The sequence below is a fragment of the Pseudomonas sp. PSE1(2024) genome, from assembly GCF_050990555.1.
Taxonomy (GTDB): domain Bacteria; phylum Pseudomonadota; class Gammaproteobacteria; order Pseudomonadales; family Pseudomonadaceae; genus Aquipseudomonas; species Aquipseudomonas aphyarum.
Map to the genome: position 1 here is coordinate 3722774 of NZ_CP158967.1, position 23972 is coordinate 3746745.

Genomic DNA, 23972 nt, shown 5'->3' on the forward strand with positions numbered 1-23972 from the left:
GTGTTTCCCCGAATGCAGCGTGAGTCGATGGTTTTTATGTTCTGTACACGGCAGCGGCTTGCAAATCAGCCAAGGGCAAGGAAGGTGCAGCATTTAGTTGTGGCTTCGATTCTTCCTGACAGCGTAGACGCGGCACAGTAGCCCGTTGGCCAAAAGGGGATCGAAATGGCCAATTTGCATGACCGCCGGAATGCGGAAACAACAATGCCCGACGAAGTGCCGGGCATTGTTTGAACCGCCTGCGAACCCTCAGTCGGTAAAACCCAACCGCGCCGCCCTGCTCTGCTGCGTCTGCCCACGGGTCGCCAGGCAGTAATACAGCGGGCATGTCACGATCAGGCCGACCAGCCACGACAGGTCCGCACCTTCCACAAGGTTGGCATACGGCCCGACATACAACGATGTATTGGCGAACGGCAGCTGCACGATGATGCCGATGAAATAAGCAATGATCGCGTGCAGGTTGAAACGCCCATAAATGCCACCGTCGGCGCGGAAGATCGAGGCGATGTCGTAGCTGCCACGCTTGATCAGGTAGAAGTCGATCAGGTTGATCGACGCCCACGGGACCAGCACCAGCAGCAGCGCCAGAATCAGCCCGATGAACTCGGAAATGAAATCCGCAGACGCGCCTAGCGCCACCAGGCAGCAACCCGCCAGCACCACGCTCGACAAGATCACCCGCACCTTGATGCTCGGCGTCCATTGGCTGGCAAAGGTCTGGATCGAGGTGATGATCGACAGCACCGCGCCATACAGATTCAGCGCGTTGTGACTGATGATGTTGAGCAGGAACAGCACCATCAGAATCGGCCCCAGCCAACCGGTCGACTGTTTGACCGCCGCCATCGCTTCGGTGCCGTCCGGGGTCGCCAGAACCGCCACCGCGCCGAAGGTGAACGACAGAATCGTGCCCAGCGTGGCGCCCAGATAAGTCGCGATAAATGGCTTGCTGATCCCGATATCCGCCGGCAGGTAACGGGAATAGTCGGAGACGTACGGTGAAAAGCTGATCTGCCAGATGATCCCCAGCGACACCGTCGCCAGCCATCCGGACAGGTTGAAGCTGCCCCGGGTAAAGAAGTCCGCCGGCAACTCATGGGCAAAGATGTAGATGAAACCGGCGAGCAGTGCGCTGCCCATCACCCAGGTGCCGATGCGGTTGAGCGTGTGAATGAAGTTGTAGCCGATCACGCCAATCGCCGTGGCGCTGAGGGCGCCGATCAGGATGCTGAGCGGCGCCGGCACCGACGGCGCAATGCCGACGATGGACTTGCCGGCCAGCACGATGTTGGAAATGAAGAAGCCGATATAGATGATCGCCGCGAAGAACACGATCAACAGCGCACCGTAACGCCCGAACTGGCCACGACTCTGGACCATCTGCGGAATGCCCATGCGCGGGCCTTGCGCCGACGCCAGTGCGATCACCACGCCGCCAATCATGTGCCCCAGCGCAATCGCCAGCAGCCCCCAGAACAGGTCGAGATGAAACACCTGAACCACCATGGCACCGGTGACGATGGGCAGTGGCGCAATGTTAGTGCTGAACCATAGGGTGAAAAGGTCGCGGGCCTTCCCGTGGCGTTCCGCGAGTGGGACGTAGTCGACCGTGTGATTCTCGATCAACGGATCTTGCCGGGACATCTGGGACATAAAAATGAACTCGATTGGGTCTGTTCTTATCGTTGTATGAAGCCAAACCGGGGGTGCTTCTTGGCCGCCCCTCAGATGCAGACCATATTATGGTATTCCAACATTTTCACAAGACTGATCCGCTGTTTGCGACGGCATCTGATCCGGCATCCTCCCTGATAGCCAGCGTTCAAGGCTAGAGCAAAGCCCCGTAAATGCTGAGTTTCCGACGGATGAACCACGTTTATCGTTTCACCAAAAAAGCGCTTGCAATCGATGTATTACGGTATACCATCAGACCCATAAACACATAAAAACACGCTCCACCGCACTCGAGGATTGACCAATGATCGATGCTGCCGTCTACAAACAAGTCATGGGCTCGTTCCCGTCCGGCGTTACTGTCATCACCACGCTGGATGACGACGGCCAGATCGTCGGCCTGACCGCCAGCGCTTTCAGTTCGCTGTCGATGGACCCGGCCCTGGTGCTGTTCTGCCCCAACTACAGTTCCGATTCCTATCCCGTCCTGATCAAGAACAAACGCTTTGCCATTCACGTGTTGTCCGGCGGCCAGCAGAGCGAAGCCTACGCCTTCGCCCGCAAAGGCAAGGACAAGGCGCAGGGCATCGAGTGGACGCTGAGCGAACTGGGCAACCCGATCCTGGCCAACGCGACAGCTATCATCGAATGTGAGCTGTGGCGCGAATACGAAGGCGGCGACCACGCGATCATGGTCGGCGCGGTGAAAAACCTCATCGTCCCTCAGCAGGACACCGGCCCGCTGGTGTACTGCCACGGCAAGATGGGCGCCCTTCCCGCCTTCGCCTGACCCGCACGATTGCACTTAAACAGGCCGGCAAGCGACCGGCCGACCACAAGAGATTCGAGGTAGCGTCATGAAATTTTCCCTGTTCGTACACATGGAACGCTGGGACGAAAGCGTCAGCCACCGTCAACTGTTCGAAGACCTGACCGAACTGACGTTGATGGCCGAGGCCGGCGGTTTCAGCACCGTGTGGATCGGCGAACACCACGCGATGGAATACACCATCTCGCCGAGCCCGATGCCGCTGCTGGCCTACCTCGCGGCCAAGACCACCACCATTCACCTGGGCGCCGGCACCATCATCGCGCCGTTCTGGCATCCGCTGCGGGTTGCCGGTGAATGCGCGTTGCTCGACGTGATCAGCAACGGCCGGATGGAAGTTGGCCTGGCCCGCGGCGCCTACCAGGTGGAATTCGATCGCATGGCTGGCGGCATGCCCGCCTCCAGCGGCGGTCAGGCGTTACGGGAAATGGTCCCGGTGGTCCGCGCCCTGTGGCAAGGCGACTACGCCCACAACGGCGAGATCTGGAAATTTCCCACCTCCACCAGCGTGCCGAAACCGATCCAGAAACCGAACCCGCCGATGTGGATCGCCGCCCGCGACCCGGACTCGCACAATTTCGCTGTGGCCAACGGTTGCAACGTGATGGTCACGCCGTTGATGAAGGGCGACGAAGAAGTCCTCGATCTGAAGAACAAGTTCCAGACCGCGCTGGACAACAATCCGGACGTGCCGCGTCCACAATTGATGGTGCTGCGTCATACCCACGTGCACTCGGCGGATGACCCGGAAGGCTGGAAGGTTGGCGCTAAAGCCATCTCACGTTTCTATCGCACGTTCGATGCCTGGTTCGGCAACAAAGAAGTGCCGGTGAACGGCTTCCTCGCCCCGAGCCCGGAAGAGAAGTTTGCCGGACGGCCGGAGTTTGAGCTGGAGAGCCTGCACAAAACCGCCATGATCGGCACGCCGGAAGAGATCATTCCACGGATCAAGTACTACCAGGAACTGGGGGTGGATGAGTTCAGTTTCTGGTGTGACAACAGCTTGCCGCACGCGGAGAAGAAGAAATCGCTGGAATTGTTTATCAAGCATGTGGTGCCGGCGTTCAGATAGACCCTGCCGCCCGGCATACAAAAACGCCCCGAGCTATTCGGGGCGTTTTCATTTGGGGTTTCAGCTCTGGGAGGGAGGCAACGATGGCTCTGTCGGATCAGTCGCTAATACTGGTAATCCAGAAAGAAAAATACGGCGTATAGAAAGAAGGCAAAGGCCGCCAAAGCCGCACGCCACTCGGGATCTGCATTTCTTCCCAACCCACCCGGGGCAATTGAAATGCTTGCACCGCAGAAGTAGCAATAGACCCCCTGCGCAAACCACAGCTGAACCGCGAGCACAGTGAAAAAACGTCCCCAGCTGCCATTGAACTGAAAATAACCGTTGATGAGTGCCGCCGCCAACAAGGCAACACCTACACCGTGGCGATATTTGAAAAGCGCTGCAACCAGTGAATTTTTGGGTTTACACATCAACCGCTCCATTAGCAGGATTGTGTCTGAGCTCAATATCCAACGGCGAAACTATGCTAAGAGCTTGCATTGAGGATCGGAAAATACAATGTTTCACTTGGCTTGGGAGATCCGACAACTGCAAAGGAACGACCGGCTTAGCTACCAGCTTATATCCTCCATCATTAGAAACATCATAACTAAAGACCCCTCTACCGGCCATTTCAGAAAAAGATTTCAAATAACGTTGGCGCTGTATATCGCTATCAAATCCTGGTAGATTTTCCTCAACAACTTCAACACCACAACCAGCAGATCTTGAAAGAATATAATCATATATTTCTTCATAGACTGAAACTGATTGCCTTACAAAATCCGGAACAAAACCGCATCCACCTGTCGCAAAATGCAATACCGTTCCGTCCAGGCACGACGTAAACCAGTCCAAATCATGGAGTTCCAAAAATTCCTGATCCATCTCCATGATTCTTCTCCAAACATGTTGATGCAGTTTTGACAACCAGGACCAAAAAAGGGGACAGATTTATATAATCAAACAAATCCACCTCCCTTTGGGCTTTCCTTTTTTATCCTTTACCCGAGACATCATACAATTGCGATCGCCGTGATTATTTGCTCAGGATAATCCTCCAGCGGCACTCCCCAACCGCTAATCTCAAGCCCTGGAAAAGCACCGGAAACAAACCACTCTTCGTCTTCATCAAAACTTAGATCGGCATATATTGACAAATCCGAAACGGAATCACCGAGGCCAAAGCCGGAAGAGAGCTTTCCTTGATATACCAATGCTGAGCCGGAGTTATTCGGATATTCAGGAGCATAGACCTTAATAGCGTATACCTTACCGCCCCGGATCATAATATATAGGGCACACTCGTCTGCGTTTCCAAATGACGCTGTACCCAGAGCGGTAAAAGAAAAACGATATCCACCGTCACCAAGACCATCAATTGAGCTCCAGGCCAAATGGAGATCTGGCCCAAACTCAAATTTATAAATCCCCTTTTTACCGCAAACGAGATATTTATCCAGTGACCTCGCCAATATTTCATTACTTGAACCCAAAGGAATTCCTGCGAGTGATACTGACGGCAATATAGGTGCAACCCATTATATGGGGTAACTCTCATGATGGCTCATAATGGTTTACACGTATTGTCACTAGGGAAAATTCTCACTTCCTCACCTTGATCGAAAAGGGGTCTCATCGAAAAGCGAAAAGGGGTCAGATTTATTTGATTAAATAGTTCTGACAACTTTCTGCCCTTTCTTGACCTAGACCGCCATTAGCTTTGACTCAGGGGGCTAAAATCATCAATAGACAGATTTTTACTTTTCAATAAAGACACGACAAACTCCGAATCGAAAGTCATAAAAAACTCCAGGGCATCATAAATTTTCCAACGATGCACCTCTGGATGATCAATTATCGACAGAAGATACTGCTTTAGTGGCGCCAAGTATTCGATATAGTTTTCACGCCTAACAAAGCGAAGCATTTCGGAAATCTCGAAAGGCCTCACTCCGGCTAACGCAACAATCTTCAGAAGGAGATCGCAAACCTGTACCCTTGCGACTTCTTTCCCTTCTTTATCAGCGACATTTGCAAAGTACATTGTCACCGCCATTAATATATGGCGATAGGTATCATCATAACCATGTAACCGGTGAACATATAGCCCTTCAAAAACTTCAGGCTTTCTCATAAACTCTTCCAAGGCGACCAGGCCTTCACGAGCGCCCCAGCTCGTTAACAGCTTTGCAGCATAAAATCGTACTAATTCATCATTCGATTCACGAAGTAGCTCTTTCACAGAGTCGAGTCTATCCTGTGGAATATCCTCAACATCCAGATCTCCTGCTTCTGCGGCATAGTCTGCATTTTCTGGAATACCATTGAGCAATTCATAGATTCTCGGATCCATTATTAAACCTTCTAAAAAATGGGACAGATTTATTAAATAAAATAAATCTGCCCCTTTTTTACTTTTTTCTACACTATTAAACAAATAGGAAAAAGCGGGTACTTTTCAGAGTCCGGCTCCTTTTTTCTTGAACGAATCACGCCCACACTTCCTCGCCGTCAGGTGTGACCCACACTACTCCAGCCGGAGCAGCCGTCAAAAACCAAAATCCAAAACCATCAAGTTCATCTTCTGCAGGACAGCTTGGCCATGCAAGTTTGATGATGTCGATTTGTTCACTCACACTACCTGAGAGATATTTCCCATCCAGAGCCAGCCTTAAATGCCCTTCAAGCATCAAGCGTTTCAATACCTCGAAGAAAATATCTGCTTTTTCTTCATCGCTTGCTTTCAAACTAGATAGCTCTACGCTCAAATGCTGCCAGATCGCCCCCATTGAGAGACCGAATGAACTTCTTAAAATAGCAGAATACAAAAAATCAATACTCATTTGAATTTAATCTCGATTCGCTTGCCAGCATTAATAGAGGGATTTATTACATCTATGGTCCAGGCCGCACCTGACTGCTGACTTGAGCTCGAAAAGTTTCTCAAGGTGATTTTACTGCCTGCGTTAGCTCCCGAAGTGATCGTCGCAGCGTAAACATCGCCTTTCCCTGGAATAGACTTTACGCTCGGCATACTGTCTCCTCCAGTCAATTGCCTAAAGTAGCTCATCACATCTGACGTAGCAGCGCCAGAATAAACAGGGGCACCAATACTAAGCTGGGGATCAGCTTGTAGCGTCTTCCCACCTATGTTCAGTTGAAAATCCCTTGGTTGAAGTGTGGGGCTATTGTACTGAGATGCAAGATCCCTAATCCGATTCTCAGATTGAAGCTGCAGAATTGTACCAGTCTGCTTACCTGTTAAATCAGGGCCTTTGGGGTTCTGTTCAATACGAGATAGCGCATTTTTTTCAGCATCTACTATCGAGCTTACCTTGCCATCAACGTCTAAGTTACCTTTTACATCAACCCACTTGCCACCAATCCACTCAACAGCTCTCCCTCCAATATAAGCCGTAGCAAATCCGGTACTCGTGTCAAAAACCATACCACCTAACTGCTCGGCGGAGGCAGTCGCTACTTTGTCAAACTCCTTTTCGAGGGTATGCGAAGGGATCGGACTGGTAATCCAGTCCTTGAACCCGAGCGCTACCCCGCTAATACCGCCTGCGATGGAACCCAGCGTGTCGAAAGGTGATGAAACGGCATTCCAGAACGATTTTGCGGTGTCAACCACTCCTCCTGGCCACTCAACAGCTCGGTTCTGGAACCCTATCCATCCTTCTCTGGCCAAAAATCCGGGGTCCGTCGATGGAGGGTAAACACTGGTCAATTCTTTTGGATCAATACCTGAAAAATAACTGGCCTTGGCTGCATTGAATTGCTCGAGCGTCCACCCTTCCTGAAGTGCTTGCAGCTGAATCTTACGTCCAAATTCCTCCATATCACGCTGTCTTTCGGCATCCAATGCTGCGACCGCCCGGGTGACATTGTCCCGACACGCTTGAGCACCATCACCTGCACCACAAGCTGCTCTAGCTTTATCCGCCACTGTGACTTCTTTGTGTAGCAGCCAGTTGTACTGTGTGGCGTTCCTGGCAATTTCGGCGCCCTCTTGGAGATCCCCACCCACCGCTGCGGCGGCAAGCAGCCCGGTTAGCTGTGACATCATCAGGTGCAACTGATCGTTGCCATCCGCGAAGTTGACGAGTTGATTCATCAGCGCTTCGTTGAGTCCCGCCGCTGCCGCACCAGTGGCGAAATCACCGCCAGTTGCCTTCGAAAGCAAGCCTCCCATCAGCGCATGCGCGACGGTTTTCTCAAGACTGCCGTCTGGAAACTTGATGGTGTCACCCACCCAATTGAAGCCGGTTGCCATGGCGACGCTACCCGCCTGCCCCACCAGTGCCGCGCCAAAGCTGTCACCAAAGCTGCCGCCGCCAATGGCGGTCGAAATGCCACTGGTGATGATCGCCCGACCGGTCGTACGGATTGCGACGTCAGTAATGTTGCTGCTCGTCAGGATGTTTGCCGTCTTGCTGGTTCCACCCGCAAACCAGTTGGCGTCTGCATAGTTGAGCACGCCTGCCGTAAACCCGGCGATTGCCGCGTTTTTCAGGCTGTCAGCGCTGAAGGTCTCCTTGAAAGCAGCCCCCAGGTTACCCTTGTTGTTGATGGTGCTGGTCACAGCGGTGGTGGCCATAGCCGTGGCAAACGCCCCGCCGGCTCCACCGCCGACCAAGGCCAGGCCTCCGGGGCCCATGACGAACGACATCATGATCGCAATTGCTATCTGTGCTGCCGGGCCCAGCCCAGAGTTTTCATACTTGAAAGACTCATGGATTTCCTTCACCCGTCGCCAATCGACATCACCGCGAGACTCAGCATCTTTCAACCACGCCAATTGCGGATCGGCCTTGACCATAGCGTCGATGGTCTGGCTGACGGACTCTTGACTAACATCCTTGATGTCGATCTTCAGCCCATCAACCGCTTTGATCACAATGCTGCCTTTGGCAATCATCTGAGTCTGGCGCAAGGTTTCGTCGGTATTGCCTCGTCCCTTGGAAGATACCCATCCTGCGTTGTTGTTGGTTTTGGTATGGCTCTCGTCATGCAGATCCTTCACCCCTTCAAAGGTGATGGAGCCGCCACTGTCCAGGATGATGTCCTTGCCGCTGTCGAGCTTCGCCACCTGATAGGCCTGGTCACCCTTGCTGACCAGCGAGAGGTTGCCACCGGTCTTGATTTCACTGCCGACATGGGTGATCTGGGTGACTTCGTCGCGCTGCAGTTTCAGGTTGCCGAAACCACCCTTCTCCTTCATGTCATAGAGGGTGTAGTCCTTGTTCTGCGCGGCCAGCAGATTCAGGTCATTGCCCGCGTAGACATAGGCTTCATTGCCTGCGCTGATCTTGCTTGCCACCAGGGTCGTGTCGCGACCGGAGCTGGTTTTGACATCGCCACCGGCAATGAACTCGGCAGCCTTCTGGACGGTGTGGTTGTCTTCTTCGTGAACGCGCTTCTTGCCGTCCTTGCTGTGGGTTTCGACGTTGTGTTCGTCGCCCGCAGAGGACAGGTAGATATCGCGTTTGGCGTCGGCGGTCAGGTTGCCCTTGGCCTCGGCGGTGCTGGCCACGACGTTAAGGTCACGGCCGGCGTCGAGCTTCAGGTTGCCGCCACTCTTCACGCTGGACGCGAGGTTCTCCACGGTGGTGGTGATGACCGAGCGATGGCCGCCATCGAACGATTCGTGCAGTTCGCTTTCGTTGCGCGTCGCCAACAGGTTGATGTCGCGAGTGGCGCTCAGGGTGGCGTCGCCGCCGCTGCTGATGGACGACGAGTTGACGAGGTCGTTGCCCGACTTGATCGTCAGCGTGTCGCGTGCGCTGATGTTGCCGCCGTCGTCCACCAGGGTGCGCATGCCGGCGCCGTCACGTACGGCGACGGCGGTGCGATCGTTGACGATGTCGCCCTTGAGGCTGGTGAGGCTGACCTGATTGCCACGAATCTCACCGGCCAATGCGTTGCGAATGCTGTCGGAGGCCATGAGCGTGATGCGCTCGTTGGCTTCGACCAGCCCACCCTGATAAAGACTGCCTTTGACGTCGACAGACAGATCCTTGGTCGCCTGCAACGTGCCGACGTTGACCAGATCATTCCCCGCCATCAGCTCCAGGTCACGACCTTGGATCAGACTGCCGCCACGCACGTTGCGTGACTCGGCCTGGGCCAGATAGAGCACCGGCACCAGCACTTTCTGACCGTCGACAACGCGTTCTTCCATCCAGACGATGTCGTGGGTCAATGCCGCCACTTGCTCGGACGTCAGGCTCACGCCTACCGACAGGTTCAGCTCATTTTTGCTGGCGAGCGCGTTATCCATCAGATAACGGTACTGCTCGTAATCGTTGTTCAATCCACCGGCCAGGAAGCGCTGGCCGGTCTGGGCCATCACCGCGTCGCTGATCAGTCGCGTCTCGTAGCGGCCATCGCCAAGTCGGCGCGCAGCTTCATCGGCGCTGAAGTCGAGTTTGCCCAGCAGGTAATCGGAACTCATGAACGGCGCGGACTGGGTTAGCTCCGGGTTGGTTTCGATCAGGTAACGGCTCTGCGGATTCGAGCTCTGCACGAACATGCCGTACGGGCCTTTCGGCAGACGGAATGTCGAGGACGCCGTCGGATCCACAGCGGCAAACGGCACGCCTTTGAAGTCGACAGGCACGAAGCTGATCTGCTTCACGCCATCGGCGTCCACGCGCTCGATCCGAGTGACGTCTTTCGGCGCCTGGGCGCTGGCGTCGGTGCTGTGCTTGCCCAGGTTGATGTTGATGCCACCCACCGAGGTCGTCTGATCGCTGGAGAGCTTGCCGGTCAGTTGATCGTAGGTGTTGTCGTAGAGCGTGCCGTTCTGGATGCTGTGAGCGACGTCCAGTTTGACTTTGCCACCGGCCTGGAGCACCGCCGAATAGACGTTGTTGCCGTTTTCATCCCAAGTGGTGACGTCACTCATCTGCGAAAAGCGTGAGTCGCTGGAGCGGCTGACCAGTTCGTTGAAGCGCTCCTCGTCGAAGTTGCCCGCAGCGGTTGCCGCGTTGAAGGCCGGGATGTCGGTGAACTCCATCTTGTCCCAGAGGCTGTTGTCGATGTGCCCGGGAGTACCGATCTTCACCACCCGATGGCCCGAGCGCGACACGGCCCCCTGATTCAGCAGACTGTCGGCAGACACGGTCAGATCGCCGTTCGCGGCCAGCAGGCTGTAGCGGTTCTCGACGTTATTGGCATGAATGGTGAGGTTCTTGCCAGCGACAAACCGTGCGGCGCGAGAGTCCTTCAAGACCTGGTCGTTGAAATCGGTGGTGATGGTAATGGTGCCGCGCTTCCAGCCGTCACCGCCGCCGCAATGCTGGCCACACACCCAGCTCAGGCTGCCGGACGACTGCCCCGAGGTGATTTCGAATTCGGCCTTGGCGTTTTCAAACGAAACGGCGTTGATGTCGATGTCACCTTCACCTTCGAGGGTGCCCGACAGATTGCTGAACGATGAGGCCCGGCCACCGCCCACAGCGTCGAATGTCAGCTTGCCGCGGCTGTAGATATCGCCATAGAAGTTGCTCAGGCTGTTGCCGTGCAGCTCCATCGTGCCGCCGCTGAACAGCAGCGTGTCAGGGCCGTTGCTGATGCCGTTGGTGGCATTGAACAGAAGATTGCCTTGTGCGCCCAACGTGCCTTTGTTGTCGATCCGTACAGCGGAGACTGTAAGGTTCTGGTTGGCAATCAGTCGACCCAGGTTGTCGAGCGTGCCGCTCAGCGTCAGCTCGGTGTCGCCACCGCTGACCAGACGGCCATCCCGCTGAATCAGGTCGTTGGCGCCGATAACCAGTTTCTGTTTGGCGGACACCCGTCCGCTGTTGATCAGGTTGCCACCCAGGCTCAGCGTAAGGTCACCGTCACTGGCCAGTTCGCCGGCATTTTCCAGGCTTGCAACATTCAGTTTGAGTGCCGAGGCACTGGCAATACGATCCCCGGCGTTGAGTGTCAGACCCTGCGTGCTGGTGTAGGTCAGGCCGCCGTTCAATTGCCAGGTGCCCACGCCATTGACCGAAGCGATATCCCAAACGCCTTTGCCCAGGCCGGTGAGACTGCCTTGAGCGCCGGTCAGGTTGCTCAGATCCAGATCAAACAGCCCTTGAGCGGCGTGACGAACGCTGCCGCTGAGGTTGTTGAGCTGGGCGCCGGCAAGTTCCAGATCCTGGCTGCCGATCTCGATGACGCCGTTCTGGTTGTTCAGGTTGCCAGTCAGTTTGATCTGGCTGGACGCTCCGCCCAGTGCACGAATCTGCCCGCCAGCGCTGTTGTTCAGTTGGCCGCCGATCAGTTTCAGGTCCGTCGCCGACTCGATCAGTCCGCCCTGATTGAGAATCTGACTGACCGCTTCGAGGCCCAGTCGATTGCCGCTGATCTCACCGCCCGCGTTGTCCAGGCTGGAGCCATCGAAAACGACCTGGTCTTTGCCGAAGATCTTGCCGGCGCGGTTGGTCAGACGTGTCACCGTCAACTTCAAATCGCCCAGCAGGCTGGAGATCAAACCGGCCTTGCCGTTGACTGCGCTGTTGTCGAGGTCGGCGCTGGTGATGTCGAGGGTGTCGGCCTGTAGCGTACCGCCCTGGTTCTGCAGGTTGCCGGCGCCGAGCGCGAGTTCTGCGTGGCTGCCATTGGCGAGGATTGCACCCTGCTGATTCAGCACGGTGCTGCCGACGATTTTCAGACCATCGCTGCCCGCAATGATCTGGCCCGCGTCACGGTTGTCGATGGACGTACTGGTGATGTCCAGACGCTGGCCGCGCAATGTGCCGCCGCGATTGTCGAGTTCGACCAGTTGTTCGAGCAGCAGGTGTTGCTCGGCGGCGTCGACCACGCCCGTGACGTTTTTGAAGACCCCGGCGATTTTCAGCGTAATGTCACCGCCCGTGCCGACGATGCCGCCCTTGTCGCTGTTGTTCAGTTCGGTCGCGTTGACTTCAATGGTTTTGCCCAGCAGGACACCGGCACGGTTGTCGACCGTGTCGCTTTCGATGTACAGGTCAGCGTCGCTCTGGATCCGGCCCTTTTGATTGAGCAGTTGCGACTGACCGGCAACGGTTTGCTTGAGAATCAGCCGAGCGCCGTCAACACCCGCCGCCAACAGACCGCCCTCGCCGTTATCGAGGCTGGCGGCTTGCAGGTCGAGGCGATCGCCGATCACCCGCCCGCCACGGTTGTCGATGTGGCCATTGCGAGCGACCAACAGCAACTGTTGCGCAGCCACCACACCCTTGCGGTTGTCGACACTGCCGGCGTGAACATCCACGTCACCCTGGCTGGCTTGCAATCGACCCAAGGCATTGTTCAGGTGCTTGTTGACGACCAGCGTGAGCTTGCCGGTCTCGGCACTGATCGCGCCCTTGTCATTGCTGGTGAGATTGTCCAGCGTCGCATCGACAACACCGCCGAGCAGTTGGCCGTTGGTGTTGTCCAGATCACGGGCGGTCAGGTTCAGGGTCGTGTTGCCCTGAATCAGGCCCTGAGTGTTGTCCAGGTCTTCGCTGGCCAGCACGCTGTCATCGGATGAGATCGTGCCTTGGGTGTTGTCGAGTTTGCCGCGACTGGTCAACCCGAGGGTTTTGCCGGTCAGGCTGGCATTGCGGTTGTCGATGCTCTGGGCAGCGACGCTCAAGCGTTTCGATGCCTGAACCTTGCCGTCGTGGTTGTCGAGATCCTGATCCAGCGTCAGATCGACATTGCCGTTTTCGGCACTGATGACACCCTTGCTGCTGTTGTCCAGCCGAGTGCCGGTGATCCGAATCGAATCGGCGGCCAACGTACCGCCCTGATTGAGCAGCTCCGCGCCCGATACGACGAGGTCGGTTTTTGCCTGGATCTTGCCTTTGCCGTTGTCCAGACGCTCGCGGGCGACAACCTTGGTTGCGCTTTGGCTGGCAGCAATCAGGCCGCCAGCGTTGTCGAGTTGTCGGGTATCGATATCCAGACGTCCGGCAATGATTTTGCCGTCGTCGTTTTGCAGCGCCCGCGCATTGAGTTTCAAACTGCCGCCGGCGATTTCAATCCGGCCTTTGCGGTTGTCCAGATTGTCGACGGAGAGTGTTGCCGCCTGGCCATCGGCGAAGCGGATCAAGCCGCTGAGGTTGACGATGGCCGGGACGTTGAAAGTAAGGCTGGTTTCGCCGTAGATCCGCGCACCAGTACCTTGGTTGACCAGGCGAGTGGCGCTCAGCGCGACGTTTTTGGCCTGAACGATACCGTTCTGGTTATCGAACAAACCTGCGGTATTGGCGCTCAGCGAGCGACTGGCCAACACACTGCCACGGTTGCTCACGGTGCCGCTGTTGAGGGTGAGATCGCCATTGCTGTTGCGGCTGTTGTCCGCATTCACCCCGGCCTCGATCACGCCGGCATTGACCAGTTTGCCGCCACTGGTCAGGCGAACGCTGTCTCTGGCGGCAAGGCTTTGCTGGTTGACCAGATCCTGTGCGGTTTGCACCGCCAGTTGCGTGCCCGCGTAAACGGACTGCTGGGCTTCGAGACCCTTGGCTTTGATGTCGACCGCATTGCTGGCCGTGACTTTGGCCAGCGTCAGTTGGCCATTGGCGTCAATCTGGATATCACCGGCGCTGGCCGCCAGTTCGCCTGCCAGTTTCACGCCGACACCGGCCTCGGTCCCGACCAGTTTGATTGCCCCGGCGTACATCCCGCCGAGCGCCGAAGAGTCGATCGCCAGCTGCGGCTTGGCGCTGCCGTCATCGGCACGCGCGGTGGCGTTCAGCGTTTCGGCGTTTACATCGTTGCGACCGGTGGTGATGTTCAGGCGTTTGGCGTGAATCTGCGCGTTGATCTGCGCACTGCGGGTAATGATTTCGAAGCTGTCGACGGCGCTGGCATCCAGACCTTTGCCATCGATGGAAACGCTGCCCTGATCGACCTGGAAACGATCCAGCCGACCCGCGCCATCGAGTACCGGTTTACCGGTGGTGAGGGTGACGCGTGGTGTATTGATGAAGCCGCAACCGTTACAGCTGATGCCGTACGGGTTGGCGACGATCACCCGCGCTGACTGCCCCGCCACTTCGGTATATCCGCGTAACTGGCTCGGACTGCCACCGTTGACTTCGTTGAGGATGGTTTGCGCAGCTGCTGCGCGCAGGTTCGGGTTACCGAGAATGATCCCGCCCATCTGCGTCAGCTGAGTACGACTGGTCGCGTTGTTGAGGATCAGGCCTTGGGCGTCCACGTTGTAATCGTGGAACTGGTTGTGCGACAGCCCTGCGCCGTTGGGCGTGGCAATGTTGATGATCGGCACGCCGTTGCCAGCCCGGTCGAGCGTGGTGCCGGGCGCGCTGACCACAATTCCGTCTGCCTGCGCCCACATCGGCTGCCAGAACATGACGTTGGCCAGCAGGAACGCCAGGCCGCGTTTGGGCATGCCCCAGAAGCGTTCGCGGTTTTTTACGGCAGCAGAAGGCTGACTGGCCAGAAAAGCCAGGTGGCGAATGTCCATATTAGAATCTCGCAGCAGGCAGAATTAGATAAAGAAATCCAGGCGGAAATAGATCGGCGCTTCGCGCTCGGTCAGTGCGGCCGGTCGTTCCAGGGAATGGGCAAAAGTCACACTGGCTGCCACGTGTTCGCCACGCGCAAACAGCTCCAGCGAGTTGCTCGACATGCGCCCGTGCTGGTCGCCGTTGTAGCGGTCGCCACGGATCACGCCCTGGTCGTAGCCGAGGCTGGTGCCGTACTCGGCGAACACCGGTCGCAGCCATTCGGCGCTCACCGGGCGTGCCCAGCGCAGGTCGTTGCGCCAGTAGCCGCCGCTGTCGCCGGACAGCGATTGATCCTTGTAGCCACGGATCGACGACAGCCCGCCGAGGCTGGTGCGTTGCGGGCTGAACAACACGTCCTCACTGCGCTGACCGGTCATCAGGCTGCTGAAGGTGAAGGACTCGCCCCACACTTTGAATGGCTGCAGATAGCTCAGGGTCGCGGTGTATTTGCGGTAGCGCGCGTCCGGCTCGCCGGGGCCCGGGTCGTGGCTGCCCTGAGCGTCGAATGCACCGATGCCTTCCTGCATGCCGGCGTCGAAGTTGACGAAGGCGCTGCCGATACGACGTCCGTGGTTGAAGCCGAACTGCGCTTCGCTGATGCGGTTGCTGCTCAGCTTGAGCTTGCTGTCTTCGATGAAGTTGTTGGTGCGCAGATATGAAAGTCCGGCGCTGAGGGAGGTCTTGCTGACCGAGTCGCGGTGGATCACCCGCTCGGCGCGCAGCTGATGGTTTTCGCTGTCACCGGTCTGCTTGAAATTGAAGCCGCTGGCGGCGATCAGCGAGCGGTATTCGCTCTGGCTGTAGGTGTAGCTGAAATTCCACCAGCCCCACGGCAGGTTGTAGTTGAGCATCGAGTTGTTGGAGGTGTGCTGGTGATCGGTCATCGCGTCGTGGCCGCCGCGCAGACTCAACTGGTCGGCCAGACCCAACGGGCTGTCCCAATCGAACGTGGTGCCCCACTGCTGTTCACCGGTGCTGCGCTGGCCGTCGTTGCTGCGCGACAGGCCTGCGCGCCAAGGCTTTTGCGCCGCGTTGTTGACCAGCACGTCGCTGCCGCCGACGTTCTTGCCCGGAGACAATTCCATCCTGGCCTGATTGGACGGCAGTCGATTGAGCTGATCGACCATCTGCTCGATCTCGCGCAGGTTGACCAGTTCGCCGGCCTTGCCGGGAAAGGCCATCGCCAGTTCACGCTCGGAAAGCTTGCTGTTCTCGGCCCCTTTGAGGCTTTCGAGCTTGCCTTCGACCACCAGCACTTTCAGGTGCCCGGCAGACAGATCCTGCTGCGGCAGATAGGCACGGCTGGTCACCAGCCCCTTCCCGATGTAATGGTCGGTAATGGTCTTGAGCAGTTCATTGAGCTGCGCCACGCCCAGGCACTGGCCGATGTACGGTTTGAGCAGACGCGCCTTGTCACTGTCCGACAGGCTGTCGGCGCCTTTGAGCTCGATGTCCTTGATCGGGAAACAACGGGTGTCGGTCGGCGTAACCGGTTGAACTGGCCTGGCTTCCTTGCCCGGCAGGTCTTTGAGTTCTTCGAGGCGACGGCGCTGCTCGTCGAGCAGTCGATCCTGGCGTTCACGGATCAGGTCGGTTTCACCAGGAGTGGGTGCAGCAAATACAGCGTTAAGCGGAGACAGGCACAGCAAAGCCAGGCACAACCTCGCCCCAAGGGCGGGTGAGTACATGTTCGATCCCTCGAGACGGAAACTGATATCAAAATAGTGGCGCGATAGTAATGAGCCACTATTCTGACGTCAATTTTTGTTATTACTAAATGTGTATTGCCGACCAGCGGCATCAGTAAATGTCATCCGGGACCTGCTTTTCAGTTTCCTCTCAGTGCTCAACCGCCAGTTTCGTCGCCACATCGTCCGGCGCCAGCACCCGACCATCGGCCGACAGCAGTTCAAGCTTCCTGATCGGCTGACGCTTTTGCGCATCCACCATCACCGACCCCGGCTCGCCAGGCTCGAACATGAACTCCCCACCCCACTGCGACAGCGCAACGATCACGGTTTGCAACGCCCGGCCCTTTTCAGTCAGCACGTACTCCTTGTAAGCGCTGCCATCGGACGCCGGCACCAGGCGCAGGATGTCGCGTTCCACCAGCCCTTTGAGCCGGGTGCTCAACATGTTCTTGGCGATCTCCAGGCTTTTCTCGAAATCGCTGAAACGACAAATGCCTTCCAGCGCATCGCGGATGATCAGCAACGACCACCAGTCACCGATCAGGTCGAGTGTGCGGGCGATCGGGCAGGCATTGCCCGCAAGGCTTTTGCGCTTCATTTGGGGTGTCTCCGGCAAAACGGCAGGTTCGATGCGGTTGCATCTTACAACTCATGTCGCCAAACCGTTAACGCGTGCGACACGAAACTTAGCACCTGCGTACAAGTGGCCAATGCCCTTTGTCGCGATAGTGAACGCTGCCATCACGGCATCCACGCAGGCCCACACCCAAGGAGTTTTCATGAGCACGTTCACGACCCAAGACGGCACCGAGATCTATTTCAAGGACTGGGGCAGCGGCAAGCCCGTGCTGTTCAGCCACGGCTGGCCGCTGGATGGCGACATGTGGGAATACCAGATGGAGTACCTGAGCAGCCGCGGCTATCGCACCATCGCCTTTGACCGTCGTGGTTTCGGTCGTTCCGAGCAACCGTGGACCGGCTACGACTACGACACTTTCGCCGACGACATCGCGCAGCTGATCGAGCACCTGGATCTGCGTGACGTGACCCTGGTCGGCTTCTCCATGGGTGGCGGCGATGTCAGCCGCTACATCGCGCGCCACGGCAGCGAGCGCGTCGCTGGGCTGGTGTTGCTGGGCGCGGTGACGCCGCTTTTCGGCAAGAAACCGGACTTTGCCGAAGGCGTCGACAAGTCGGTGTTCGACGGGATCAAGGCCGGCCTGCTGAAGGATCGTGCGCAGTTCATCGCTGACTTCAACGCCCCGTTCTACGGCACCAATCAGGGTCAGAAAGTCTCCGATGGCGTGCTGACGCAAACCCTGAACATCGCGCTACTGGCCTCGCTCAAAGGCACCGTGGATTGCGTCACCGCCTTCTCGGAAACCGACTTCCGCCCGGACATGGCGAAAATCGATGTGCCGACGCTGGTGATTCACGGTGATGGCGATCAGATTGTCCCGTTCGAAACCACCGGCAAACAAGCGGCTGCGCAGATCAAGGGCGCCGAGCTGAAAGTCTACGCAGGCGCACCGCACGGCTTTGCGGTGACCCATGCGCAGCAATTGAATGAAGACCTGCTGGCGTTTCTCGATCGCTGAGTCCTTGTGATCTGAACACGCCTTGAAAAGGGCCGTCGACAACCCTGTCGGCGGTCCTTTTTTTTGTTGTCCCGGATTCCGGTGCCAGGGCGAAGCCCCGTATTTCCGGGGCTTTCAGGCCTCTGCATCACGTTTTTATCTTCACATGCCAGCTTAATAATATTTTACCGATAACCACCCCCTCCCTAGTCTGATCCCAAGCACAGAGAACAGGTCGACAGCGACCTGAATCCAACGGCCTCGTGAGAAGGGATCAGAGATGACCACTGAAATAATAAAAACAGACACGCTTGTTGTCGGCGCCGGTCAAGCGGGTGTGGCCATGAGTGAACACCTGAGCAAACTCGGTGTGCCGCACCTGGTGCTGGAGCGCAACCGCGTTGCCGAACGCTGGCGCACCGGGCGCTGGGATTCGCTGGTGGCCAACGGTCCGGCGTGGCACGACCGGTTTCCGGGGATGGAATTCGACGACGTCGATCCGGACGGTTTCGCCCATAAGGAACGCGTCGCCGACTACTTCGAAGCCTATGCGAAGAAATTCAACGCGCCGATCCGCACCGGCGTCGATGTGAAAAGCGTGGTGCGTAATGTCGGGCGCCCGGGCTTCACCGTCGAGACCTCCGAAGGCGTGATCGAAGCGGCCCGCGTCGTCGCTGCAACAGGTCCGTTCCAGCGTCCGGTGATCCCGGCGATTGCGCCGAAAGATGAGCGTCTGCTGCAGATCCACTCGGCTGATTATCGCAACCCGCAGCAACTGCCTGCCGGCGCAGTGCTGGTGGTCGGTGCCGGTTCGTCGGGCGTGCAAATCGCCGATGAATTGCAGCGCTCGGGCAAGCAGGTTTACCTCTCGGTCGGCGCTCACGATCGCCCTCCTCGCGCTTACCGCAACCGTGATTTCTGCTGGTGGCTGGGCGTACTCGGCGAGTGGGACCAGGCCGCGATGAAACCCGGCCGCGAGCACGTGACCATCGCCGTCAGCGGCGCCCACGGTGGCCGCACCATCGATTTCCGTGGTCTGGCCCACCGTGGCATGACCCTGGTCGGCGTCACCGAATCGTTCAGCGATGGCGTGGTGACCTTCAAACAGGACCTGCGCGACAACCTCAAGCGTGGCGACGAGAACTACCTCGCGCTGCTGGATGCCGCCGACGCCTACATCGAACGCAACGGCCTCGATCTGCCGCTGGAACCGGAGGCCCGCGAAACGTATCCGGATCCTGAATGCGTGAAAAACCCGCTGGCCGATCTCGATCTGGCCGCCGCCGGCATCACTTCGATCATATGGGCCACCGGGTTTGCCGTGGACTATTCGTGGCTGAAAGTTGCCGCGTTCGACGACAACGGCAAGCCGCAGCACCAGCGCGGCGTGTCCAGCGAAGCGGGCGTGTATTTCCTCGGTCTGCCGTGGCAGTCGCGACGCGGCTCGTCGTTCATCTGGGGTGTGTGGCACGACGCCAAGCACGTGGCCGATCACATCGCCACCCAGCGCAAATACCTGGCCTATCGCGATGCCGAACAACGCGAAGCCGCGCTGCACAACAACGCTGTCGACACCGTCGACGCTTGATTTCCTTCTTCAATCCCGGCGCCCGTCGCGCCGGGTCCGATTTCGTCAGGAGCCGCACATGAGTCAGCCAACCCACACCCGCATTCGCATGTTCAACACCAAGGACACTTACCCGAACCAGACCCTGGATAACGACCTGTGCCAGGCCGTACGCGCCGGCAACACCGTGTATGTCCGTGGTCAGGTCGGCACCAATTTCGATGGTGAGCTGGTCGGCCTCGGCGACCCGCGCGCGCAGACCGAACAGGCCATGCGCAACGTCAAGCAACTGCTCGAAGAGGCCGGCAGCGACCTGAGCCATATCGTCAAGACCACCACTTACCTGATCGACCCGCGCTACCGCGAGCCGGTGTACCAGGAAGTCGGCAAATGGCTGAAGGGCGTGTTCCCGATCTCCACCGGTCTGGTGGTGTCGGCTCTGGGTCAGCCGCAGTGGCTGATGGAAATTGATGTGGTTGCGGTGATTCCCGAGTAATTCGACCTTAGCGAAAGGAGGCCACACATGACATTTTCCATCGCCGCCCGTTGCCCCGAAACCGGTCAGTTCGGCATCGCCATCAGCTCCTCCAGCATTGCCGTCGGCGCCCGCTGCCCGTGGTTGTTGCCGGGTGTCGGCGCGGTGTCGAGCCAGAACATCACCCTGCCGTCGCTCGGCCCGGAAGTGCTCGCCTTGATGGAGCAAGGCCTGGCGCCCGAGGCGGCGCTGGACAAGGTGCTGACCCGCAACGGCTACAGTCAGTACCGGCAGATCACGGCCATCAACCACCTCGGCCAGACCGCGCATTTCAGCGGCGCGCAAACCTTGGGCGTGCACAACGCCGTATCCGGCGAGCAATGCGTGGCGGCGGGCAACATGCTCGCCGGGCGCTCGGTGATCGAAGCCATGGTCAGCGCGTTCGAAGAAGGCGAAGGCCAATTGGCCGATCGCCTGATCAAGGCCCTGCACGCCGCCCAGGCCCTGGGCGGTGAAGCAGGTCCGGTACATTCGGCAGCCGTGGTCGTGGTCGGCGAGCTGACCTGGCCCATCGTCAACCTGCGGGTGGACTGGGCCGATGAGAACCCGATCGGTCAATTGCAAAAACTCTGGGACGCCTATCGCCCGCAGCTTCAGGACTACATCGACCGCGCCCTCGATCCGGCCAAGGCGCCGGGCTACGGGGTTGCCGGAGACGACCGATGAGCGACAGCGTCGCGTTGCTCAAGACGCTGGTGGGGTTCGACACCACCAGCCGCGAGTCCAACCTGCAATTGATCGACTTCGTGCGTAACTACCTCGAAAGTTTCGATGTGCCGTGCGAGCTGATCTACAACGATGAGCGCAGCAAGGCCAATCTGTTCGCCACGATTGGCCCGGCCGATCAGCCGGGCATCGTGCTGTCGGGGCACACCGATGTGGTGCCAGTCGATGGTCAGCCATGGACGCTGCCACCGTTCGAACTGAGCGAACGCGACGGCAAGCTTTACGGTCGCGGCACCGCGGACATGAAGGGCTACATCGCCTGCGTGCTCGCGCTGGTGCCGTCGTTGCTCAAAGCACCGTTGCGTATGCCGGTGCACATTGCCCTGTCCTACGACGAAGAAGTCGGCTGCCTCGGCGTGCGCTCGTTGCTCAAGGTGCTGGAGCAGCGTCCGGTCAAACCGCTGCTGTGCATCATCGGCGAGCCGACCGAACTCAAACCGGTGCTCGGGCACAAGGGCAAACTGGCGATGCGCTGCGATGTCCAGGGTCATGCCTGTCACTCGGCTTACGCGCCACTCGGAGTCAATGCCATCGAATGCGCCGCCGAGCTGATCGGCGAGCTGGGACGCATCGGTCGGCAACTCAAGGATGAACACCTCGACCCGCGTTTCGACCCGCCGTACTCCACGGTGCAAACCGGCGTGATCAACGGTGGCAAGGCGTTGAACATCGTCCCCGCCGACTGTCGTTTCGACTTCGAAATCCGCGCCCTGCCCTCGCAGGATCCGGCGCTTGTCGCACAGCAACTCAAGGCCTACGCCGAACAGCAAATGCTGCCGCGCATGCGGGCCGTCAGCGAGCAGAGCGATATCCGTTTCAGCGAATTGTCGGCCTATCCAGGGCTGGCCACCGATGCCCGAAGCAAAGCTGCGGAATTGATCGCCACGTTCTGCGGCTCGGACGATTTCGGCACTGTTGCGTTTGGGACCGAAGGCGGACTGTTTGATGCGGTGGGGATTCCCACGGTGGTGTGCGGCCCCGGCAGCATGGATCAGGGGCACAAGCCGGACGAGTTCGTCAGCGTCGATCAGCTCGCGGCTTGCGATGAAATGCTGCATCGAATGTTGGCGTCTATTCGCCTTTGAAAGACCGGTCTGGCTGCTGGATCAAGTCCGCAGCCGAGCCGCAATAACACCGACAGACAGCTGCTCCGATGGAGATCAGCTGCGTTGTCGTTCATGGCGCTAAAACACTTGAGACAGAGCGTTTTCAGCTGACCGGAGAGCCTCGTTTTTTTAACGCCTGAAGCAACAAAACTACTAATTTATCTCTCCCCTTTCCTTGCCCATGATCGACCCCAACAAGAAATGCGCCGTCCGTGCCGGCGCTCACTGAAGTACGTCCACGTACTCGTCCTTGCCTTGGAGTTCGTCATGGCCACCTCTGCAACAACGTCCGCACCGCTCATTGAAAAACACACGATCGGCTATGTGCCGCCCGAAGATCGCCACGGAAAGGTTCGGGATCTGTTCACCCTCTGGTTCGGCGGCAACATCGCGCCGCTGCCCATCGTCACCGGCGCCCTCGGCGTGCAGCTGTTTCACCTGAACCTGGTGTGGGGCATCGTCGCCATTCTGGTCGGCCATCTGGTCGGCGGTGTGTTGATGGCGCTGCACTCGGCGCAGGGCCCGCAGATGGGCATTCCGCAGATGATCCAGAGCCGCGCGCAGTTCGGCTCCCTCGGCGCGCTGCTGGTGGTGTTAATCGCCGGCGTCATGTACATCGGTTTCTTCGCCTCCAACATCGTGCTCGCCGGCAAGTCGCTGCATGGCGTGGTCGACAGCGTTCCGGTGCCGGTCGGCATCGTCATCGGCGCGCTGGGTTCGGGGATCATCGGGATCATCGGTTACCGCTTCATCCACGTGCTCAACCGCATCGGCACCTGGGTGCTGGGAATCGGCATCGTGGTCGGTTTCGGTTACATCCTCACCCACATCCAGACCGATGATTTCCTCACTCGCGGCAGCTTCAACATCTCGGGCTGGCTTGCGACGGTGTCGCTGGCGGCGCTGTGGCAGATCGCGTTTGCGCCTTACGTGTCGGACTACTCGCGTTACCTGCCGGCGAATGTGCCGGTGGCGGCGACCTTCTGGACGACCTATCTGGGATCGGCGCTGGGTTCGAGCCTGTCGTTCGTGTTCGGCGCGGTCGCCGTACTGGCAACCCCGGTGGGCATGGACACCATGGACGCGGTGAAACTCGCCACCGGCGCCATCGGCCCGTTGATGCTGGTGCTGTTCCTGCTCAGCGTGATCAGCCACAACGCCCTCAACCTGTATGGCGCGGTGCTGTCGCTGATCACCCTGGTGCAGACTTTCGCTTACCGCTGGATCCCGACCGCCAAGAGCCGCGCCGTGATTTCGATCATCGTCCTGCTGGCCTGCTGCTTCGCTGCGGTCGGCGCTTCGGCAGACTTCATCGGCCACTTCGTCGACATGGTGCTGGTGTTGTTGGTCGTACTGGTGCCGTGGACCGCGATCAACCTGATCGACTTCTACGCCATCCACAAAGGCCAGTACGACATCGGCTCGATCTTCCAGGTCGATGGCGGCATCTACGGCCGTTACAACCCGCAGGCCTTGCTGGCTTACGCGATCGGTATCGCGGTGCAGATTCCGTTCATGAACACGCCGCTGTACGTCGGCCCGGTGTCGGCGCACATCAACGGCGCGGACCTGTCGTGGGTGGTTGGCTTGCTGGTGACCTCGCCGCTGTATTTCTGGCTGGCGACCCGTGACAGTGCTTATCGTCGGCGGCTGACCTCCGGAAAGCTGGTGAACAATCTGTAAGTCATCCGTTTTGCGCTGATACACGA

Annotated in this window: 17 protein-coding genes; 8 read left to right on the top strand and 9 right to left on the bottom strand. The window is 58.2% G+C overall.

The window, feature by feature from the left end:
- Positions 1-249: 249 nt before the first annotated feature.
- Positions 250-1656, bottom strand: coding sequence for a purine-cytosine permease family protein (locus ABTV87_RS16690; RefSeq protein WP_433897957.1), 1407 nt, complete (start codon positions 1654-1656; stop codon positions 250-252).
- A gap of 325 nt (positions 1657-1981) precedes the next feature.
- Between ABTV87_RS16690 and ABTV87_RS16695 the strand changes: the two genes are divergently transcribed.
- Complete coding sequence (locus tag ABTV87_RS16695) at positions 1982-2467, top strand: flavin reductase family protein (RefSeq protein WP_064597301.1); 486 nt, start codon at positions 1982-1984, stop codon at positions 2465-2467.
- A 67-nt stretch (positions 2468-2534) separates the two neighbouring features.
- Positions 2535-3578 carry an LLM class flavin-dependent oxidoreductase gene (locus ABTV87_RS16700; RefSeq protein ID WP_007950451.1) on the top strand — a complete coding sequence of 348 codons (1044 nt, stop codon included), beginning with the start codon at positions 2535-2537 and terminating at the stop codon, positions 3576-3578.
- A gap of 104 nt (positions 3579-3682) precedes the next feature.
- Here ABTV87_RS16700 and ABTV87_RS16705 read toward each other — a convergent pair whose 3' ends face one another.
- From ABTV87_RS16705 to ABTV87_RS16740, 8 genes are all read right to left on the bottom strand, one after another.
- The gene (locus ABTV87_RS16705) at positions 3683-3991 is read right to left on the bottom strand and encodes a hypothetical protein (protein ID WP_258711877.1); all 309 of its coding nucleotides are present in this window, start codon (positions 3989-3991) and stop codon (positions 3683-3685) included.
- Positions 3984-4454 (bottom strand): hypothetical protein, encoded by a 471-nt coding sequence (locus ABTV87_RS16710; RefSeq protein WP_258711878.1) that lies wholly within the window; start codon positions 4452-4454, stop codon positions 3984-3986. The genes ABTV87_RS16705 and ABTV87_RS16710 overlap by 8 nt, the downstream gene beginning before the upstream one ends.
- A gap of 122 nt (positions 4455-4576) precedes the next feature.
- Entirely contained in the window at positions 4577-5056 is a 480-nt protein-coding gene (locus tag ABTV87_RS16715) for a hypothetical protein (RefSeq protein WP_258711879.1), read from the bottom strand.
- A 221-nt stretch (positions 5057-5277) separates the two neighbouring features.
- On the bottom strand, positions 5278-5916 hold the full coding sequence (locus tag ABTV87_RS16720) for a hypothetical protein (RefSeq protein WP_258711880.1): 639 nt from the start codon (positions 5914-5916) through the stop codon (positions 5278-5280).
- Positions 5917-6052: 136 nt separating this feature from the next.
- A complete protein-coding gene (locus ABTV87_RS16725; protein ID WP_221535665.1) occupies positions 6053-6406 on the bottom strand; it encodes a DUF596 domain-containing protein in 354 nt (117 codons plus the stop codon).
- Positions 6403-15018 carry a DUF637 domain-containing protein gene (locus ABTV87_RS16730; protein ID WP_433897958.1) on the bottom strand — a complete coding sequence of 2872 codons (8616 nt, stop codon included), beginning with the start codon at positions 15016-15018 and terminating at the stop codon, positions 6403-6405. The genes ABTV87_RS16725 and ABTV87_RS16730 overlap by 4 nt, the downstream gene beginning before the upstream one ends.
- Positions 15019-15042: 24 nt before the next feature.
- Positions 15043-16749 carry a ShlB/FhaC/HecB family hemolysin secretion/activation protein gene (locus ABTV87_RS16735; protein ID WP_433897959.1) on the bottom strand — a complete coding sequence of 569 codons (1707 nt, stop codon included), beginning with the start codon at positions 16747-16749 and terminating at the stop codon, positions 15043-15045.
- A gap of 151 nt (positions 16750-16900) precedes the next feature.
- Positions 16901-17350 (bottom strand): winged helix-turn-helix transcriptional regulator, encoded by a 450-nt coding sequence (locus ABTV87_RS16740; protein ID WP_085603008.1) that lies wholly within the window; start codon positions 17348-17350, stop codon positions 16901-16903.
- A gap of 181 nt (positions 17351-17531) precedes the next feature.
- Here ABTV87_RS16740 and ABTV87_RS16745 point away from each other — a divergent pair, with 181 nt between their 5' ends.
- The 6 genes from ABTV87_RS16745 to ABTV87_RS16770 all read left to right on the top strand — a co-directional run bounded on the left by ABTV87_RS16745 (position 17532) and on the right by ABTV87_RS16770 (position 23946).
- Entirely contained in the window at positions 17532-18350 is an 819-nt protein-coding gene (locus tag ABTV87_RS16745; RefSeq protein WP_085603006.1) for an alpha/beta fold hydrolase, read from the top strand.
- Positions 18351-18609: 259 nt separating this feature from the next.
- Positions 18610-19917 carry a flavin-containing monooxygenase gene (locus ABTV87_RS16750; protein WP_085603004.1) on the top strand — a complete coding sequence of 436 codons (1308 nt, stop codon included), beginning with the start codon at positions 18610-18612 and terminating at the stop codon, positions 19915-19917.
- 58 nt (positions 19918-19975) lie between these two features.
- A complete protein-coding gene (locus ABTV87_RS16755) occupies positions 19976-20392 on the top strand; it encodes a RidA family protein (protein WP_007950460.1) in 417 nt (138 codons plus the stop codon).
- Positions 20393-20419: 27 nt separating this feature from the next.
- Positions 20420-21097, top strand: coding sequence for a DUF1028 domain-containing protein (locus ABTV87_RS16760; protein ID WP_433897960.1), 678 nt, complete (start codon positions 20420-20422; stop codon positions 21095-21097).
- Entirely contained in the window at positions 21094-22242 is a 1149-nt protein-coding gene (gene argE, locus ABTV87_RS16765) for an acetylornithine deacetylase (protein ID WP_433897961.1), read from the top strand. Before ABTV87_RS16760 ends, argE begins: the two co-directional genes overlap by 4 nt.
- A gap of 288 nt (positions 22243-22530) precedes the next feature.
- The gene (locus tag ABTV87_RS16770; RefSeq protein WP_433897962.1) at positions 22531-23946 is read left to right on the top strand and encodes a purine-cytosine permease family protein; all 1416 of its coding nucleotides are present in this window, start codon (positions 22531-22533) and stop codon (positions 23944-23946) included.
- Positions 23947-23972: the final 26 nt, after the last annotated feature.

What these genes read in the sequence shown, in the direction of transcription:
- ABTV87_RS16720 (WP_258711880.1), bottom strand. Translation starts at nt 5,916, where the DNA reads ATGGATCCGAGAATCTATGAATTGCTCAATGGTATTCCAGAAAATGCA.
- ABTV87_RS16760 (WP_433897960.1), top strand. Translation starts at nt 20,420, where the DNA reads ATGACATTTTCCATCGCCGCCCGTTGCCCCGAAACCGGTCAGTTCGGC.
- ABTV87_RS16755 (WP_007950460.1), top strand. Translation starts at nt 19,976, where the DNA reads ATGAGTCAGCCAACCCACACCCGCATTCGCATGTTCAACACCAAGGAC.
- ABTV87_RS16735 (WP_433897959.1), bottom strand. Translation starts at nt 16,749, where the DNA reads ATGTACTCACCCGCCCTTGGGGCGAGGTTGTGCCTGGCTTTGCTGTGC.
- ABTV87_RS16730 (WP_433897958.1), bottom strand. Translation starts at nt 15,018, where the DNA reads ATGGACATTCGCCACCTGGCTTTTCTGGCCAGTCAGCCTTCTGCTGCC.
- ABTV87_RS16770 (WP_433897962.1), top strand. Translation starts at nt 22,531, where the DNA reads ATGGCCACCTCTGCAACAACGTCCGCACCGCTCATTGAAAAACACACG.
- ABTV87_RS16745 (WP_085603006.1), top strand. Translation starts at nt 17,532, where the DNA reads ATGAGCACGTTCACGACCCAAGACGGCACCGAGATCTATTTCAAGGAC.
- ABTV87_RS16725 (WP_221535665.1), bottom strand. Translation starts at nt 6,406, where the DNA reads ATGAGTATTGATTTTTTGTATTCTGCTATTTTAAGAAGTTCATTCGGT.
- ABTV87_RS16695 (WP_064597301.1), top strand. Translation starts at nt 1,982, where the DNA reads ATGATCGATGCTGCCGTCTACAAACAAGTCATGGGCTCGTTCCCGTCC.
- ABTV87_RS16705 (WP_258711877.1), bottom strand. Translation starts at nt 3,991, where the DNA reads ATGTGTAAACCCAAAAATTCACTGGTTGCAGCGCTTTTCAAATATCGC.
- argE (WP_433897961.1), top strand. Translation starts at nt 21,094, where the DNA reads ATGAGCGACAGCGTCGCGTTGCTCAAGACGCTGGTGGGGTTCGACACC.
- ABTV87_RS16710 (WP_258711878.1), bottom strand. Translation starts at nt 4,454, where the DNA reads ATGGAGATGGATCAGGAATTTTTGGAACTCCATGATTTGGACTGGTTT.
- ABTV87_RS16700 (WP_007950451.1), top strand. Translation starts at nt 2,535, where the DNA reads ATGAAATTTTCCCTGTTCGTACACATGGAACGCTGGGACGAAAGCGTC.
- ABTV87_RS16750 (WP_085603004.1), top strand. Translation starts at nt 18,610, where the DNA reads ATGACCACTGAAATAATAAAAACAGACACGCTTGTTGTCGGCGCCGGT.
- ABTV87_RS16690 (WP_433897957.1), bottom strand. Translation starts at nt 1,656, where the DNA reads ATGTCCCAGATGTCCCGGCAAGATCCGTTGATCGAGAATCACACGGTC.
- ABTV87_RS16740 (WP_085603008.1), bottom strand. Translation starts at nt 17,350, where the DNA reads ATGAAGCGCAAAAGCCTTGCGGGCAATGCCTGCCCGATCGCCCGCACA.